At 47.0% G+C, this 16,865-nt stretch carries 20 protein-coding genes; 14 read left to right on the forward strand and 6 right to left on the reverse strand.

Annotated features, from left to right (window positions below):
• Window positions 1-3: 3 nt before the first annotated feature.
• On the reverse strand, window positions 4-306 hold the full coding sequence (locus GACE_RS09800; RefSeq protein WP_048093104.1) for an ATP-binding protein: 303 nt from the start codon (window positions 304-306) through the stop codon (window positions 4-6).
• The gene (locus GACE_RS09805; protein ID WP_048093105.1) at window positions 307-711 is read right to left on the reverse strand and encodes a hypothetical protein; all 405 of its coding nucleotides are present in this window, start codon (window positions 709-711) and stop codon (window positions 307-309) included.
• Window positions 712-721: 10 nt separating this feature from the next.
• On the opposite strand from GACE_RS09805, the gene GACE_RS11735 reads away from it, so the two are divergent.
• Entirely contained in the window at window positions 722-868 is a 147-nt protein-coding gene (locus GACE_RS11735; RefSeq protein WP_158413834.1) for a hypothetical protein, read from the forward strand.
• 189 nt (window positions 869-1,057) lie between these two features.
• Here the strand turns inward: GACE_RS11735 and GACE_RS09810 are convergent, their stop codons facing one another.
• The gene (locus tag GACE_RS09810) at window positions 1,058-1,465 is read right to left on the reverse strand and encodes a YkgJ family cysteine cluster protein (RefSeq protein WP_048093106.1); all 408 of its coding nucleotides are present in this window, start codon (window positions 1,463-1,465) and stop codon (window positions 1,058-1,060) included.
• A 49-nt stretch (window positions 1,466-1,514) separates the two neighbouring features.
• Here GACE_RS09810 and GACE_RS09815 point away from each other — a divergent pair, with 49 nt between their 5' ends.
• From GACE_RS09815 to GACE_RS09830, 4 genes are all read left to right on the forward strand, one after another.
• Window positions 1,515-2,783, forward strand: coding sequence for a 3-isopropylmalate dehydratase large subunit (locus GACE_RS09815; RefSeq protein ID WP_048093107.1), 1,269 nt, complete (start codon window positions 1,515-1,517; stop codon window positions 2,781-2,783).
• A gap of 127 nt (window positions 2,784-2,910) precedes the next feature.
• Window positions 2,911-3,834 carry a replication protein A gene (locus tag GACE_RS09820; protein ID WP_048093109.1) on the forward strand — a complete coding sequence of 308 codons (924 nt, stop codon included), beginning with the start codon at window positions 2,911-2,913 and terminating at the stop codon, window positions 3,832-3,834.
• Complete coding sequence (locus GACE_RS09825; protein ID WP_052400280.1) at window positions 3,831-4,499, forward strand: hypothetical protein; 669 nt, start codon at window positions 3,831-3,833, stop codon at window positions 4,497-4,499. Before GACE_RS09820 ends, GACE_RS09825 begins: the two co-directional genes overlap by 4 nt.
• Window positions 4,500-4,501: 2 nt before the next feature.
• Window positions 4,502-5,611 carry a pyridoxal phosphate-dependent aminotransferase gene (locus GACE_RS09830; protein ID WP_048093113.1) on the forward strand — a complete coding sequence of 370 codons (1,110 nt, stop codon included), beginning with the start codon at window positions 4,502-4,504 and terminating at the stop codon, window positions 5,609-5,611.
• Between the two features lie 28 nt (window positions 5,612-5,639).
• Here the strand turns inward: GACE_RS09830 and GACE_RS11260 are convergent, their stop codons facing one another.
• A complete protein-coding gene (locus GACE_RS11260; RefSeq protein WP_052400281.1) occupies window positions 5,640-6,155 on the reverse strand; it encodes a GNAT family N-acetyltransferase in 516 nt (171 codons plus the stop codon).
• 117 nt (window positions 6,156-6,272) lie between these two features.
• Between GACE_RS11260 and purS the strand changes: the two genes are divergently transcribed.
• From purS to GACE_RS09860, 5 genes are all read left to right on the forward strand, one after another.
• Window positions 6,273-6,521 carry a phosphoribosylformylglycinamidine synthase subunit PurS gene (gene purS, locus GACE_RS09840; protein WP_048093868.1) on the forward strand — a complete coding sequence of 83 codons (249 nt, stop codon included), beginning with the start codon at window positions 6,273-6,275 and terminating at the stop codon, window positions 6,519-6,521.
• Entirely contained in the window at window positions 6,521-8,803 is a 2,283-nt protein-coding gene (purL, locus tag GACE_RS09845; protein WP_048093115.1) for a phosphoribosylformylglycinamidine synthase subunit PurL, read from the forward strand. The genes purS and purL overlap by 1 nt, the downstream gene beginning before the upstream one ends.
• 5 nt (window positions 8,804-8,808) lie before the next feature.
• Window positions 8,809-9,642 (forward strand): phosphoribosylformylglycinamidine synthase subunit PurQ, encoded by an 834-nt coding sequence (gene purQ, locus GACE_RS09850; RefSeq protein ID WP_052400331.1) that lies wholly within the window; start codon window positions 8,809-8,811, stop codon window positions 9,640-9,642.
• A 73-nt stretch (window positions 9,643-9,715) separates the two neighbouring features.
• Window positions 9,716-10,543: a DUF362 domain-containing protein gene (locus GACE_RS11265; RefSeq protein ID WP_052400282.1), complete on the forward strand. Its 828-nt coding sequence runs from the start codon at window positions 9,716-9,718 to the stop codon at window positions 10,541-10,543.
• A gap of 4 nt (window positions 10,544-10,547) precedes the next feature.
• Entirely contained in the window at window positions 10,548-12,155 is a 1,608-nt protein-coding gene (locus GACE_RS09860) for a molybdenum cofactor synthesis domain-containing protein (protein ID WP_052400283.1), read from the forward strand.
• Here the strand turns inward: GACE_RS09860 and GACE_RS09865 are convergent.
• Both GACE_RS09865 and mptA read right to left on the reverse strand, forming a co-directional pair.
• The gene (locus tag GACE_RS09865; protein WP_048093117.1) at window positions 12,131-13,501 is read right to left on the reverse strand and encodes a phospholipase D-like domain-containing protein; all 1,371 of its coding nucleotides are present in this window, start codon (window positions 13,499-13,501) and stop codon (window positions 12,131-12,133) included. The two genes, GACE_RS09860 and GACE_RS09865, sit on opposite strands and share 25 nt — an antisense overlap.
• Window positions 13,488-14,405 carry a GTP cyclohydrolase MptA gene (mptA, locus tag GACE_RS09870; protein ID WP_048093118.1) on the reverse strand — a complete coding sequence of 306 codons (918 nt, stop codon included), beginning with the start codon at window positions 14,403-14,405 and terminating at the stop codon, window positions 13,488-13,490. Before mptA ends, GACE_RS09865 begins: the two co-directional genes overlap by 14 nt.
• A gap of 192 nt (window positions 14,406-14,597) precedes the next feature.
• On the opposite strand from mptA, the gene GACE_RS11270 reads away from it, so the two are divergent.
• From GACE_RS11270 to GACE_RS09890, 4 genes are all read left to right on the forward strand, one after another.
• On the forward strand, window positions 14,598-15,161 hold the full coding sequence (locus GACE_RS11270) for a type IV pilin (protein ID WP_202962738.1): 564 nt from the start codon (window positions 14,598-14,600) through the stop codon (window positions 15,159-15,161).
• A 657-nt stretch (window positions 15,162-15,818) separates the two neighbouring features.
• Window positions 15,819-16,028: a hypothetical protein gene (locus tag GACE_RS09880; RefSeq protein ID WP_048093120.1), complete on the forward strand. Its 210-nt coding sequence runs from the start codon at window positions 15,819-15,821 to the stop codon at window positions 16,026-16,028.
• Window positions 16,029-16,185: 157 nt separating this feature from the next.
• On the forward strand, window positions 16,186-16,311 hold the full coding sequence (locus GACE_RS11950; protein WP_318249207.1) for a hypothetical protein: 126 nt from the start codon (window positions 16,186-16,188) through the stop codon (window positions 16,309-16,311).
• Between the two features lie 204 nt (window positions 16,312-16,515).
• Entirely contained in the window at window positions 16,516-16,842 is a 327-nt protein-coding gene (locus tag GACE_RS09890; RefSeq protein WP_052400285.1) for a nucleotidyltransferase family protein, read from the forward strand.
• The last annotated feature ends 23 nt before the right edge of the window (window positions 16,843-16,865 follow it).

Here is a 16,865-nt window from a genome sequence, read left to right on the forward strand (position 1 = left end):
TTTTTACTTCTCTTCTTTTATTTCCGCCGGTCTGTAATGCAGGTAGAGCTTTTCTATGAAAGCATCGAAGTCAATTTCCTCAAGTATGCTCCAGTTGAATGGTTCTGCGTCTCTTTCCTCTATGTAGAGAGAGTTTGCCGGACAGACGGCTATGCATGAACCAAAACCGTCACACAGCTTTTCATCAATGAGCTGGACTTTTCCGTCCACCATCTTCAGTGCACCTGTGGGGCATGACTCAATGCATCTTCCACAAGATATGCAGGTGTCGTGGTTTACTGCAATTATCATCCTCTTTGATTTCATCTAAAACCCCCTGTGGGCTTTTTTCTCTGCCTCAATCATGCTCTCATCGATTTTGCCCCTGTATTCTTCAACGTTCCCGTTCACTCTGACAATGAACCTCCTGATTTCCTTGTCTCCCTTCTCTCTTTCCACCATCATGTGGAGTGCCTGACAGCACGGCACTTCCATCGTGAAAACCTGGACGCTGTTGAATTCTCCTTCCTTCATCAGCATCTGTATTTTTTCATAGACTCTTTTCGGGTCTTCCAGCATGGGGCACCCTATAAGCACAGCTTTTTTTCCGAATCTGTCCGAAATTTCCCTGTTTACAAGTACTGCACAGTCCGCAGCAATCGTAATTTCATCATCTTTCAGGAAATCCGCTTTTGGATGCACGAGCATTATTTTAACTGGCCACTGTGTCATGGTGGAATATATGCCTTCTTACAAGATATACCTTACCCCTAAGCTCTTCACTTTCCAGTGGAAATCATGGGGTGGGAGTGTGCTTGCAGCAATGAGGGACATTGGTGTTCCACAGGAAATAAAGGGGGTGGGCATTATTAATAATTTAAAAATCTGAAAAAAACCCATGTCCGGCCAGACAGGAGAAAGGGATAAGGACGTGTGCTCTCTCAGCTTATCTGAAATCTGCAGACTCGTCTTACGAATGTTTTGATTTTGGCCATCTTGATGGCCTGATACACATGTTTTAGCCCCCTGTTTGCGAAACAGAAATGTTACAAAGCAAATTTTACCTTTCCACACGAAATCATGGGGTGGGGGAGTGTCTCTCGATCCACCTCAAAAGCCTGACGATGGCCTTTTCGATGTCTTCTCCCATGCCCAGTCCCCTGCAGTTCCTGTCAACCAGTATGTAGTAACGTTTTCCATTGTACATGAATTCGGACCTTTTATCCCCTGAATTGCGTATGTAAAATGGATACTTTCTGCATGCCACAGGTCTGAACCGGTAAATTTTGCATCTGTTCTTTCTGAAAATGCATTTACTGTTTCTCCTTTTCAGATATACCCCTATTTTTCCGTAGCTGAAAACACTGCCGAATTTTCTGAGAATTCTTTCGTCTTCATATCCGAGAGAAATATCGTATTCCCTGCAGCAGTACCCGCAGTGGATGCACCTCCAGCGTCTGAACTCGCTGTATGGTGCGAGGTCCATGATATTTCAAATCCGTTACTGTTAAAAATACAGCTTGTTATGGCATATCATGGGTAAGACCATCACCGAAAAAATATTCTCTGATGCTTCCGGAAAAGATGTGAAATCGGGAGAATATGTTTTTGCGAAAATAGACAGAGCAATGATTCACGATATAACCGGACCCCTTGCCGTAAAAGCTTTCAGGGAAATTGCTGGTGAGAATGGAGAGGTCTGGGACAGCTCAAAAATAATCATGGCGTTTGACCATCAGGCTCCTGCCGATAGTGTTGTTGCAGCCGAAAATCAGAAAATGCTGAGGAAGTTTGCCGAAGAACAGAACATTCTTAATTACGACATTAAGGAGGGAATTGCTCACCAGATTATGGTAGAGAAGGGTCATGTCCTTCCAGGAATGCTTGTGGTTGGGGCCGATAGCCATACCTGCATGTATGGTGCTCTTGGAGCATTTTCAACCGGTATAGGCTCCACTGACATGGGTGCGGTATTCGCTCTCGGCAGGCTCTGGTTCAAGGTGCCTGAGACCATCAGGTTTGAGATAAATGGAACTCTGCCTCGCAGGGTTTACAGCAAGGACGTCGTGCTTAGAATAATCGGCATGATTGGTGCGGATGGTGCAAATTACAGGGCCGCGGAATTTGCAGGCACGACCATTGAAAAAATGGAGATGTCCCAGCGTTTCACAATCACAAACATGGCGATAGAGATGGGCGCAAAAACGGGAATAATCGAGCCTGACAGGGAGACTGAGAGGTATTTAAGGAGCATTGGAGTTGAAGGAAAGCTCGAAGACTGGGAGTGGCTGGAAAGCGATGAGGATGCAGAGTATTTCAGAAAAATTGAGATTGATGTGAGCAATCTCGAGCCTCAGGTTGCTCTGCCCCACTCGGTTGACAACGTGAAACCCGTAAGTGAGGTTGAGGGAATAAAGGCCGATCAGGTCTTCATTGGCTCATGCACCAATGGCAGGTATGAGGATCTGAAAATAGCTGCCGAGATTCTGGAAGGAGAGCAGGTTGCACGCGGAACGAGGCTCATAGTGATTCCAGCTTCGAGATCGATTTACATGAAGGCTTTGAATGACGGACTCATTGATACGTTCGTTGATGCTGGAGCAGTTGTGGAGTTTCCGAGCTGCGGTCCGTGCATGGGCGGGAGCTTCGGTCTGATCGCCGGAGGGGAGACGAGCATTTCCACGTCCAACAGGAACTTCATAGGAAGGCAGGGCAGTCCTGAGGGCAGGGTGTATCTTGTCTCTCCAGCCACAGCAGCAGCAACTGCAATTTACGGTCAGATAACAGACCCAAGAAAGGTTTGAAACAACCTATTCTTATTTTTACGATTTTGACCAATGGACGTGACGGGCTGGCTTTTTTGCCCTTCTGATGGCAAATTTAAAGGTCTTTCAGAAAAACTTATCTTGTGAACTGAAAAACTTAATCACAATGAGTCGTGCAGAAAAACTTACAGACCAGATTCTTGAGAGAATTAAAGGTAAAGACGTTAAGGTGAAGAGGGAAGACATTCTCAGAAGGATGAAACTGCTCATTGAGGAATTCAAGGTTCCGGAAAGTGAGGCAGTAAGAACTATAATGAACTATCTTGTCAGAGAATATGGGATTCCCAGGGAGGAGCTTTTCGATAGAGACAGTCCTCTTGTAAAAATTGCTGACATTTCCAAGGTTAACCAGTGGGTCAGCCTCAGGGCCAAGGTTGTTCAGCTCTGGGATTCCAATTCTCCAAACGTCTCGCAGGTCGGTCTGATTGGTGATGAAACGGGAATCGTGAAGTTTGTCGTGTGGGCCAAGGCCAGTCAGCCCGAGGTTGAGGAGGGAAAGAGCTACATTTTCAGGAATGTCGTTACTGACAGCTTTCAGGGAAGGATGCAGATAAATGTAACGAGGACAAGCAGAATTGAGGAGATCGATGAGGACATCCAGCTGCCTCCAAGGGAGATCGAAGTGGTTGGGTCAATGGTGGCGATTCAGCAGAACAGCGGGCTCGTCAAGAGATGCAATGAGTGCGGAAGGGTGCTGAACAAGGGCGTTTGCCATCAGCACGGAAAGGTTGAGGGTTATGATGACCTGAGGATCAAAGCCGTAATCGATGACGGTGAGAACGTCTATGAGATCATTTTAAATGAGGAAAATATAAAGGAGCTTACCGGAATTGGGCTTGATGAGGCTCTGAAAATAGCACACGAGACCCTCGACAGGAATGCAGTTCTTGCGGAGCTTAAAAATATGCTTCTGGGGAGGTACTTCAGGGTAAAGGGGCTTAGAGGGGGCAGGTATCTGCTTGTCAAGGAAATTTCGGTTCACAAACCAAAGGCTGATGATTTTAACGAAATTCTGGAGGCATTGGCATGATGAGGAGGAGAGAGGTCGCCAAAAGGGTGTTTGCTTACGAACTTTTGAGAAGCACACATCAAATAGAATCCGAGGGTTTGAGATACGTTCTCACGCCAACCGGCGAGAGGGTGAACAGGATTTTCAGCGTGGCGGTTCTGCTTGACAAGGAAGAGATTGGTGCGGATACCAACAACTGGAGGCTGAGACTTGCGGATCCTACCGGGACGTTTTATGCGACCGTAGGAAAATTCCAGCCCGAAGCGCTTGAGGCAATCAATGAAATGAACGTTCCGGAGCTTGTGGCAATCGTGGGAAAGCCGAGAGTTTTTGAGGGAGTTTCGAGAAAGCTTATCTCAATCAGACCCGAAAACATAGTTGCCGTTGATCTCTCTGTCAGGGACTACTGGGTTCTTGAAACTGCCAGACGCACGCTGGAAAGGATTGAAGCGATGGAGAAAAGGGAAGGTGAAGACGTGGAACTTGCCTGGACAGTGTATGATCCTGACCTGAATGAGTACAGGGAGATGGTGAAAAAAGCGCTCCTGACGGTGAAGGAAGACGTTGAAATCATGGAGAAACTTGAGGAGTCCCCACATGAAGATGAACCCGAAGAGGAGTTCGATTTCGAAGAATTTGAATTTGAGGAAGAGGAGTTTGATTTAACCGATCTTCTGGAGGATTGAAGATGGCGGCTGAAAGAGTTAGGGAAATCTCGACATCCCTCATAAGGAGGATGTTTGAGATTGTGGAGAGAGCGAGAAGGGAAGGAAAGGATGTCATAAATCTCAGCATTGGTGAACCGGACTTTTCAACACCTGCGGAGCTTGTTGACCTCGCTCATGATTACATGAAAAAGGGATACACGCATTACACACCCAATCTGGGCATTGAAGAGCTCAGAGAAGTCATTGCTGGCAGATACGGGGTGGAGAAGGACGAGGTGATGGTTACTGTTGGTGCAAGTGAAGCACTGCTCAACGCATCTCTCGCCTTCATAGAACAGGGATCCGACGTCCTGATACACACTCCGTCATTCCTCTCTTACTTCACGTACGCCAGACTCGGCATGGGAAATATTGTGGAAATCAGCACTTTTCCGGACTTCAGGCTCAATCCTGATGATGTAGCAGAAAAAGTATCTGGGAACACCTCTTTAATGTTTCTGAACTTTCCCACGAATCCAACGGGTGCTGTGCTTGGTCAGAAAGAACTTGATGCTGTCCATCAGGCGCTGGATGGAAGGGCAATCATCGTGAGTGATGAGGTTTATGACAGGATTTACTACGATAAAAAGCCGGGAACCCTTGCAGGCTACGAGAACACAGTTGTGGTCAATGCATTCTCCAAAACGCTTGCAATGACCGGCTGGAGAATCGGATTTGTCATCGCTGACAGGCATCTGCTGGATGAAATGCTCAAAGTCCATCAGGTGAACGGCGTCTGTGCCCCGGCATTTGCCCAGAAGGCTGTTGCGGATTTCATGGCCGATGGTAAGGACAGGGAATTCGTGGAAGGCATGGTGAGGGAATTCAGAAAGAGAAGGGACTTTGTTGTTTCCAGGCTCAAAAGGCATTTTGATGTGGTTGAGCCACAGGGTGCCTTCTACGTATTTGCAAAGGCTTATGACGGATTCATTGAGGACGTTCTGCTCGAAAAAGGTGTGGCTTTAACTCCCGGTAACGCGTTTGGCTCCGGTCTTGATGACTACTTCAGGCTGAGCTATGCAACGTCCATGGAGAATCTGGAAAAGGCGATGGACAGAATTGACGAATTCATGGAAGAGAAGAAAGATTGATCTCTCTTATTTTATTTTGCCTGTTAATTCAGTCAAGCCTGAGAGCCAGCTTTAAGACTGCCTCCTCCTTGCCCATCAGGTGATATTCCGGTCCAAACCGCCTTTCGACCACGAATCCATACTTCCGGAAAATGTGTATGCTGCATGCGTTGTTCTCGTTTATGAACGCTATGAGCTTCTTTATGCCCTCTTTTCTGGCGAACTCAATTGCCTCTCTCACGAGACTCTGGCCTATTCCCTGATACTGAAATTCGTCATGCACAACGAAGCCAATCTCTCCGGAGCCGGTCTCATGCATGATTATTCTGAGCTCTCCGACAATTCCGAAATCCCTTTCCTCGGCCACTATTGAATATACCCTTTCAAAATCGACCTTCCGGAACATCTCTCTGACTTCATCTTCTGTAAATTTTTCAGCCCTCATGTATTTCAGCGTTGAATCTGACAGAGTCGTGTACATCTTGATCAGGGAGTCCAGATCATTTTCATTCAGGGGTCTGATTCGGATTACCCTGCCCTTCGGTGTGAGCATCTTCTTCTGCATTTACAGTTCGTATGGCAGTGAGGATTTATAAACTTAAATAATAATGATAAAAAATTAGCAATAAAATTCGAGCTGAAAACCACTAAATTTTTAATGTTTCATGAAAAGTCTGAAAACATGAAATTCACTGCAGATGTCATTATAAGCCTGAAAAAAGGGGTAATCGACCCCGAGGGAGAGGCAACGAAAAAAGCGCTCAATCTTCTCGGCTTCAGGAACGTGAACAGGGTAGAATCCATGAAAATCTTCAGGATTGAGCTTTCTGCCAAAACAAAAGAAGATGCTGAGGACATGCTCAGGGATATGTGCGACAGGCTGCTCGCGAACCCCGTAATTCAGGACTACTCCATAAGGTGGGTAGAGTGATGTACAGACTGATACATCCTGAACCGGAGGTTTATGAAATTGATGTACTGAATGCGGACGATTCCCAGCTTGAGAAAATAAGCAATGATCTTGGACTGAATTTAAATCTGGACGAAATGCGTAAGGTTAAGGGCTATTTTGCCGAAAAAGGCAGAAATCCCACCGACATAGAGCTTCAGTCCATCGCCCAGGCATGGAGTGAGCATTGCTGTTATAAAAGCTCCAAGTACTACCTCAAAAAGTACCTGCTCGGTTACAGACCGGATTACGTTCTCTCCACAACAGATGATGCCGGAGTGGTTGAATTCGATGAGAATTATGCTTATGTGATTGGTTTCGAGAGCCACAATCACCCATCTGCAATTGAGCCGTACGGTGGGGCTGCAACCGGAATTGGCGGGATTCTGAGAGATGTTGTTTGCATGGGTGCCCAGCCTGTTGCGCTCATTGATCCGCTCTTTTTTGGTGAGCCCGATACAGCGCATGAGAACCTTCCAAAAGGGACGAAGCATCCTCTGTATCTTGTCTCCGGTGTTGTTGCCGGAATCAGAGATTACGGCAACAGGGTTGGAATCCCTACGGTTTCTGGAATGGTGTTCTTCGATAACAGCTACCTGACGAACTGCCTGGTTAACGTTGGCTGTGTTGGAATTGCCAGAAAGGACAGAATAATCCCCAGCAGGGTTGGTGGTGTGGGAGAGGTCATAATCCTGGCAGGTGGGGCAACAGGGAGAGATGGAATTCACGGCGTAACCTTTGCGAGTGCTGAGCTGGACGAGACGAGCGAGGAGGTCTCCAGGAGCGCGGTTCAGCTCGGAAATCCCATAATGAAGGAACCTCTGATGCATGCATGCCTCGAAATCGTTGAAAAGGGGCTCGTGTCGGGAATGAAGGATCTTGGAGGGGGAGGGCTGAGCGGAGCGGTAGGAGAGATGAGCCTTGCGGGGAACTGCGGAGCAAAGGTCTGGCTCGACAAGGTTCACCTGAAGGAAGAGGGAATGAAGCCCTGGGAAATATGGGTGAGCGAAAGTCAGGAAAGGATGCTCCTCTCCATAAAACCGCAGCATGTTGATGAGGTTCTCCACATCTTTGCAAAATGGGACGTTCCAGCCAGAATAATTGGAGTTACGACCGATGACAGGAAGATGCGGGTATACTGGGGAGACAGGCTGATATACGACATGGACATCGAATTCGTCTCAAAAGGACCGGAATACTGCAGAACCTATGCTGCAAAAGAGCCAGAGAAAGAGTTTGGAGATGAGGTCAGGGATGCCGGGAACCATGAAGGTTTAATTCTGGAAATGCTTTCTCATCCCAACGTTGCAAGCAAGGAGTGGGTGATAAGGCAGTATGATCATGAGGTCAGGGCTGGGACGGCACTGAAACCCCTTCAGGGCGTTCTCGGACATGAGGGTCATGGTGATGCAGCCGTTATTAAGCCGACTGAGTCATTCAGGGGAATTGCGGTAACTGCCGATGTGAACCCGTGGATGACGGCTGTGGATCCATTCTGGGGTTCTGCAAGTTCCTTCGACGAGATGGTAAGGAATCTGGTTGCGGTGAACAGCAGACCACACAGCTTCGTTGACTGCCTCAATTTTGGGAATCCTGAGAAGCCTGATAGAATGGGAGAGTTCGTCGAGAGCGTCAGGGCACTGGGATGGATGTCAAAGGAGTTCGGAATGCCCGTTGTGAGTGGAAACGTGAGCTTTTACAATGAAACTCCTTACGGGGCAATAGCCCCGACTCCATCGCTGATCGGGGTTGGAATCGTGGAGGATGTGAGAAAGGCGGTGAGTGCGGACTTCAAGAACGAGGACAGTGCGATCATCTTGGTTGGAGAGACTGAGAAGGAATTCGGGGGAAGCCTGTATTCGAAGATGACAGGAATGCAAAGCCCGAGAGTCCCGAGGACTGATCCCGGAAGGCTCAGAAAATATGTAAACGTGATGCTCGAGGCATTCTCGAAATTCAGAATCAGAGCGTGTCACGACGTCTCCATGGGTGGAGTGGCTGTTGCCCTCTCGGAAATGGCATTTTCGGGGCAGATTGGTTTCAGGGTTGAGCTTGAGAATTACATAGAGCTTTTCAGCGAGAGCAACACCAGGTGGATTGTTGAGGGAGACGAGAGGCTGGTGGAATTTTTGCGGAGTAAGGGGATCAGTGCGAAAATCATCGGATACACGGGAGGGGATGCTCTTGATTACGGTATCGCCAGAGTTGATTTTGACAGAGCCGAGAAGGCGTGGAGAGAGGGCTTTTCAAAATACATGGGGTGATTGAGATGGACAGGGAGGAGATAAGAGTTGCAGTGCTGAGAATCGAGGGGACGAACTGTGAGGACGAGACGGTCAGCGCATTCAGGGCACTGGGGGTTGAAGCTGAGGCGATCCATCTCAAGCAGTTTTACAGCGACATGATAAGAGATGACGAGGCGAGGAATATATGGGACTACTCTGCAGTGGTTTTTCCGGGCGGATTTTCAGCGGGAGATTATGTTCGAGCCGGGGCGATTTTCTCTGCAAGGATTAAAAGCAAGCTGAGACACGATCTTGAACTTTTCATAAAGGAGGGCTATGCTGTCCTCGGTATATGCAATGGATTTCAGATACTGGTAGAGCTTGGCGCACTCCCAGGTTTTGACGAGGACAGGCCGGTGGCAGATAAGCCCCAAATGGCCCTTGCGATAAACGATTCGAGCAGGTTTGAGTGCAGGCAGAGCTACCTGAAACATGAAAATTCCGGAAATTGTATTTTCACGAAGCTTTACCGCAAAAACGAGGTCGTTGTGTTCCCTGTTGCTCATGCCGAGGGCAAGGTTACGTTCCCTGTCGGAAGGGAGGAAGAATATCTCCAGCGGCTTGAGGAGAATGATCAGATCGTCTTCAGATATGTGGATGGTGCAGGAAATTACGCCGGCTATCCCTGGAATCCCAACGGGAGCTTTTCGAACATCGCCGGAATATGCAACGTTAAGGGCAACGTTTTCGGATTGATGCCCCATCCCGAGAGGGTGATTCATCCCTGGCAGCACTCTGACTGGGCAAGAAGGCAGAGGAACGAGGGGGATGGGCTAAGGGTTTTCAAGAGCGTCATTGAATACCTTGAGAGGCTCTAATTCATTTTTTCAATTAATCCATTCGGGAGTTAGCCGTATATATCTGAAGAAATTATTTTCAGATGGTGGTGAGATGATACTTGTCAGGAGAGTGGATGGCTATGACAAAGCTGAAAGGTTCGTCAGAGAGGCCTTTGAACTCTTTGAACCAGAGTTTGAGCATGAGGTTCTGCTCAAGCCGAACTTTCTGAAGTTCAGTGATCCATCTAAGGGATGCATAACTCATCCCGATGTCGTTAAGGCTGTTGCAGGGTATTTGAGTGGCCGCGGACACGATGTGATTATAGCTGAGGGAGGATTTTACAGGGAGGATGCGGATAGGTGCTTCGATTCTTTCGGTCTGAGGGATTGCTGGAAGTGTGTAAACGTAAACACGCAGAAGCTCGTAAAGCTTGATGTGGGTGGGAAGGCTCTCAAAACAGTTGAAGCTGGAGAGATTGCTTTAAAGGCCATGAGATCGCCGTTTGTGAGCCTCCCCAAAATGAAGGTTCACACTCTTGCAACCGTAACCCTTGGAATAAAAAACAATATGGGCTTTTTGAAGAAACCCGCCTCGTACATGCACGTAAAAATAAATCAGAAGCTGGTGGATTTGCTGAAAATTCTCAAACCGGCGTTTGTAATCGCTGATGGTGTCATAGGTGGTGCTAACAGCGAGATGAACACCGAGCCTGTAAATCACGGCGTTATGGTTGCAGGAGACAATGTCATTGAAGTTGATGCTGTATGTGCATACCTCATGGGCTTCGAGCCGGAGAAGATTGGCCATATAAGAAAAGCGGCAGAGGAATTTGGAGTTGACCTGAAAAATATGGAAGTTCAGGGGGACGATATTGAGAGTCTCAGGGTGAACTATAAAAGGAACTTTCTGGGACGGATAGCGGGGCATTTGGCGTGGTGATCTGATGAGGCGGCTGATTGAGGCGGAGGAGGCAAAGAGAATCCTTTCGCAGGTCAGAATAGGTTACGATGTCGAGGAGCTTTCAATACTGGATGCGGTTGGGAAAGTGGCTGCCGAGAACGTGTTTTCCCCCATAAACCTCCCGCCTTTCAGCAGATCCCTGAGGGATGGTTATGCAGTCATGAGCGAGGATGTTTTCAATGCAACTGAACTGAACCCTGTAAAACTCGAAGTAGTGGGCAGGATCAATGCCGGTGAGGACAAAAGGTTAAGGATAGAGCATGGTAAGGCCGTGGAGGTTGCCACCGGGGCAGTTATGCCCGAAAATGCTGATTCGGTCGTGATGGTGGAGAACACGTTTCAGGAGGGAAACACGGTTTTCGTAAAAAAAGCCGTCTCTCCCAAGGAGAACGTCATGCTTGAGGGGGCAGACATCCAGCAGGGAGAACTTCTGCTGCGGGAGGGGGAGGTCATTGATGGAATCAGGGCAGGATTGCTTGCAGGTGTTGGGATTGGGACTGTGAGAGTAAAGAGCATGAGAATCGGAATAATATCGACGGGAGATGAGCTTGTAGAACCTGGAAAACCTCTTTCTCCGGGAAAAATTTACGACGTGAACAGCTACACTCTCTACAGTGAGGTTAGGAATCTGGGAGCCGAGCCTGTTCTTTTCGGGATTGTGGGGGATTCAATGGATGAGCTTGAAAGTTCTTTAACAGCCGCCGCTGAAAAATGCCATGCGATAGTCACATCCGGCTCTACCTCAGCCGGAAAGGGTGATCTGCTTTACAGGATTGCGGAAAGCCGGGGTGAGATGGTCTTTCACGGTGTGAGGGTTAAGCCGGGCAAGCCTTTTTTCTATGCTGAATTCGAGGGCAGACCTTTATTTGGCCTGCCGGGATTCCCTACCTCGTGCCTGACAATCTTCAGGGAGTTCGTGTCGGATGTTATAGCCAGAAATCTTGGCTACCAGCTTAAGCCGAAAACGCTGCGGGGGTTTGTGGCCAGGAGGATCTACTCCGAGGGTAGGAGAGAGCTCTTACCTGTTTTTGTCGCAGGAAACAGAATTTTCCCTGTGGAGAAAGGTTCGGGAGCGATAACATCTCTTAGCGAAGCGACGGCCTATCTTGAGATTGAGGAGGGTGAGGAAATCATTGAAAAAGGTTCGGAGAGGGAGGTAAAGATTTTTGGAGAAGTCTATGACTATGTTTTCGGCGGACTGGATGTGATGGATCTGATTGAGGTTGAGGGCAGGGTTAAAAGAGCTTACGTGAAGCCAGAGCTTGCCGCACTCGAATTTGCAAGGAAGAATTTTGATGCCGTCTTTCTCAGAGGTGATAGTTTTTCGGTTGAGTATGGTTTTGCGGGCAGAGATGGTAAGGTGGGGGCGGTGTCGGGCTATGGAATGGAGGCCGATTTCATGGCGAGAAACCATGTGCAGCTCATCAATCTGCTGAAAGCGGGAGCTGTGGATGGGGCATACCTTCTGAAGCCCTTTGCGGATAAGCACGGCATTGAGATTGAAATCGTTGGAGAAGTGGGTCTGGGGTTCAGGGCAATAGAGGAGCTGGAAGAACCGATAAGGCGTCAGATCGACCTTCTCACGAAATAAAACGCAATCAGGAATGTGAAGCCAAGTAGCGAGAGCGATACTATGGGGCTGATCTCAGCCCTTCTTTCCCAGTCACCCTCAAAAACTTCTTTCATGAATTCACTCACATCCTGGCTTTCTATCACCACCGCAATTTCCCTGTTGAGCTTCAACCCGTATTTGTTGAAATTTGCGGAAGTTACGAGGACCTTCCCTTCGGTAATCAGATACTTGCCATGAAGCTCATCGAATTCCGGAGACCTCACGATTCTGGCTGAAACGTTCGGAATGCTGTTCAGAAACTCTACAACCTCTCTGTTTCTATCGTAATCGTTCAGCATCACCCTGACCTCGTGCTTTTCCGATGCATTGATGATGGCGTTCAGAAGTGGCGATTCGTCTGAAAACCATTCAAAATCGATGTACGGGACGGCGATGTAAAGGAAGCCTTCAGAACTCTCTATGAAATCGAAGACCGGATTGGAATCGGGGAGGACGTGAAGCTCGACATAACCCTCAAACTGCAGCTCTTTCCCTTTTCCCTCGCTGTAATCTCCTTCCACGTCAGATACCCTTCCGGGTTTTGTTTCGTATTTGAGGTCGTTTCTGAAAACTTTTTCAAGGAATCTTGAAAACTTTGAACTGTAAAGCTCAACGATAATTCCTCTGTTGTCCCACTTCCAGTTTTCTGTGGTTATTACTGTCCTGTTCCCCACAACAGCAAACTTGTAATGAAAGTTCCTGTAAGACCCCTCGAGGAAGTGGAAGCGGTATTTTTTCGCAAGTGCAATTTCCTCTGATGGCAGGCCCCCGACAGGACTCGCATCGACGATGAACTCAAAATCACCTCTGAAGCTGTCTCTGGTTACGGTGTACGATGCAACAATTCCCTCTCCCTCCAGAACGTATTTTGCCGGGGTTATGATTATCCTGCCCTTGACAAAATCCGATTCAGGTTTAAAGCTGCTCCAGTCCTCGTATCTGAAGTCCCATCCATTCTCTGTTTTGAAATAGACCACTCCGGGGTCTCTGTATTCTTCACTCCAGTCGAAACTTATGGCCTTGCTGTCACAGAGCAGCACAACCTCCTCACCGCTGTTGGAGAGCCTGATACCATCAAAATCAGGCTCAAATCCGTAATACTGCCTGAATGCGGTTTTGTTGTTTGCGATGTAGTGAACACCTTTGCTCAGGTTGAATGTGCTTTCGTGGTCTGTCAGCGTACAGTTTTGGCTGCACTCAACCTTGACGTATTCCCTGCCGTCATCTCCGTATGGATTGGGCAGCACTTCGAGAATTTCACAGGCTGAGGTTTTGAAAATCATCAGAAAAAGGAGTATGGCTGCTGCAAACTCAGCCAATTTCATTCCTCAGCTCTCCCATGGTTGCGTAACGTTCAGCAACAACATCGTGCTGATGGATGCTCTCCTCGTTTATCTGCCGGAAATAAAGGATGGCATCATCCGGAGCATCCGAAAACTTTTCAACCGCTTTTTTCGCCATGAGTCTAACAGCGTCCTCAACAAATCGGGGGTTGAAGTGGGCTTCCTTTACCACTTCAAGCTCGTCACTCCTCTTGAGGATTTCGTAAATTTCGTGACTCATTCCGGATTTTGCCACCTCTATTATTTCCTCGATCCTGGGTCTGAAGTCCTCCCTTACTTCCACCTTGACAAAACCCCGTCCGCGCTGGTTGTGGGAAGCGAACGGGATTATTTTCATGATTTCAGTTATCTGGTGTGCTGTGAAGCCTGCTTTCTCGAGCTGCTCTGCTGTGTAGGCTCTCACAAGCTCCTGAGCACACGGACAGACCGTGATGCCGTAAACTTCTGCCCCCACGAACAGCTTTTTACTTCCATTCCTCCGCTTAACTGCCTCGCTGTATATCCTCACCACCTCCTGAGTTTTCTGATTTGAGGCAGGAGTTCGCTTCCTCAGTATGTATTCTGCCTCCATCAGGACCTCCGCTTTTGTTGCATACTCATGTCTCTTGAGCAGCTCGTCCACGATCCTCTCATTGAGTTCTTCTATGTTCTCAACAGGATTTCGTGTGAGGTTCTCGATGACCTCATCGACAGCCTCAAAATTTCTGCTCAAATTGACCCCCTTCCTCGTAGACGGCAGGTCAACGAACACCTCAAAAGTGGCTATCAGGATTACGGGTCTTTTGCCTTCTCTCTTCACCTGCACGAGCTTTCTTATGCCCTTGGCTCCCACTCTGCTGAGGCCAAGTTCAATTTCGGGTTTTGAGAGCTGGACATCCGGGAGCATTATAAGGGTTGCTAAACCCCGAAAGGTTAAAATCTTTGCTATTTATTCTAAAATAATAACTGACCTGTTACATCTGTGATGTGCATTTATCTATATTCTGCAGACTTCACCGGCAATCCGGTGATGATAATGATGGGAAAAGTTTAAATATTTGTTGGTTACACATTTACTCTTGCAGAAGAGGTGATGCGAATGAAACTGTTTAGGGACGAGAAGGGTGTATCGCCTGTTATAGGCGTAATTTTAATGGTGGCAATAACGGTTATACTGGCGGCAGTGATTGCGAGCTTTGTGTTCGGACTGGGAAGCAAGGCACCAAAGAGTGCTCCGCAGGCGAGTTTGGTTGCTAGTGCAGATGCGGATGCTACTATAAATAATCAAGAAGTAGATTATGTTCTGATAGATCATCAAGGTGGAGAAAATATTCCGTGGAAAGATATTAAAATTATTCTGGAAAGCGGATCTAACAAAATCAGTTTATCTAATGATGGCGTGTCTGGTAGTGTTAGTGGCGTGACAATCACACAGTTAGTCACTACCGAAAATCAGGTTGCAAATAAAACTGCATTCTGGATAACAGATGAAATAGGTACTGCTAATGAGTTTTGGGAGCCTGGTGAAAAGCTTAAAATCGGTCTTGGAGATAATTCTTCTGCAGGATTCGACTTTTTCAAGTCTGGCGAGACAGTAACCATCAAAATACTCCACACGCCAAGCAACCAGCTTATCCTAAGCACACAGGTGCCAGCACAGTAAAGCAAAAATAGTATCCCTGATCTTTTTATTTTTTGCAGTCTGTTTTGTAATTTTCATGGCTTTGTTGCAATTTTTCGAGATGAAAAGGAGGAATTGGAAAGCAGAGTGGATAAGCATGCACTTTTAACAGATAAATGCTAAAGTTGGTGGCAAGAATGGTAATGTTTCTCCCTTTTACTGACGTTTTTTTAAGTATTCTGGATTTTTTCTGGAAAGGGTAATCAAATCTAAAAACCTTGGTATGGTTGTTATGTAACCTTTTGCTGGATTTTCTGCTGTATTGGCGATGCGTTTTTCCGGAGTCGGTAGTTTCCCCAGCTTCACTGTTCAGATTCTATCCGGACTCTTCAACTCAATCTCTTTCTCAGTCAATCCTATCCACAAACAACAGACGATCCAGTACTCTCACGCAAAGAGGTATTAATAATCCCCTGTGCAAAAGAAACAGAGCAGTATTCCTAAAATTTTCTGAGGGGTGACACAAACCTTTCCGGTGGTTTCAAGGCATATACTGCTTTCAGTACTGCGCAATGCGTACGGATACCATTGTTTTTCCACCGAGATTGAACGAGTTAGAGTCAAACACTCATATCTGCTCTGCAGTTCGATCCGGAACTCACGAAAACGTCTAAATCTAATTGAGACAAATTTCGCTATATGGTTAAAACAGTCACAATTCAGCTACCTGACTGGATTGATGAAGAGAGGCTCGGAAAAGCCATAGCTCAGGCGATCTCAAAAATCACGTCTGCAAAAGAGGTGTCTGTAGACGAGCTGGGAGAAATTCTGGGAGTGAAGCCTGAAGATCTTACAGAAGAGATTGATGTTGAAAATATCGTGGAATTGAGAAAAAATGGGAAAGATTGAGATGGTAGTGCTGGACACAAATGTTGTGATAGGACTTGTCAAAAACAAAAAAGAGATTGAAGACAACATAACGGCTGTTACTTTTGTGGAGTTTCCACGTATTGTGTAATATAAAAAATTCAGTGGAAAAATTCTGTTTCCGGATGTGGATGATTTTGTGCTGGTTCATAAAATTCAGAGCGACCTTTTAAAGGCTGGCAGGGCAAAAGCCTTTGCAGACTTGCTGATAGCCCCAATCTGCATAAACAGAAAAGAAGCATTGATATCCACACCGATTTTTTAGACATATCTGAGGTGTCGGAATTAGAAGTTAAAATCGTTCAGTCCAATAGGAGATTGTCAAACTAACACTCCCCGATTTTATAGCATACCAAAAACTCTCCAGCCAGCTTTGCACAGAGTCAAAAGAAACTGAATGTTCGGCAAAGAGCCCTCACAAGCAACTGCCCCAAAACTCTTTAAACTTTCAAATTTAAATTAAGTCTGGATGGAAAAGGAGCTGAAGGTAATTAAAGAGGTTATTCTCGAAATTGCTGAAGAACATGGAATTGAGGTAGAGAAGGTTGTTTTATTCGGCTCAAGGGCGAGGGGAGACTTCAAAGAAGATTCAGACTGGGATATCTTGATTGTGACAAACGAAAGGCTTGACAAAAATGCGAAGAGTAAATTCATACTCGAGGTTAGGAGAGAGATCGTGTGGAAGCTGGAGGTTCCCGTTGATGTTATTGTGGTTGACAGTAATAAGTACGGCGAGTACGAGCAGGTTTACGGTTCGGTGATCGGACAAGCAGCAAGCGAAGGGATTACGGTATGAGGAAGGAGGTTGTGGAGCAAACC

Source organism: Geoglobus acetivorans (assembly GCF_000789255.1).
Classification (GTDB): Archaea; Halobacteriota; Archaeoglobi; order Archaeoglobales; family Archaeoglobaceae; genus Geoglobus; species Geoglobus acetivorans_B.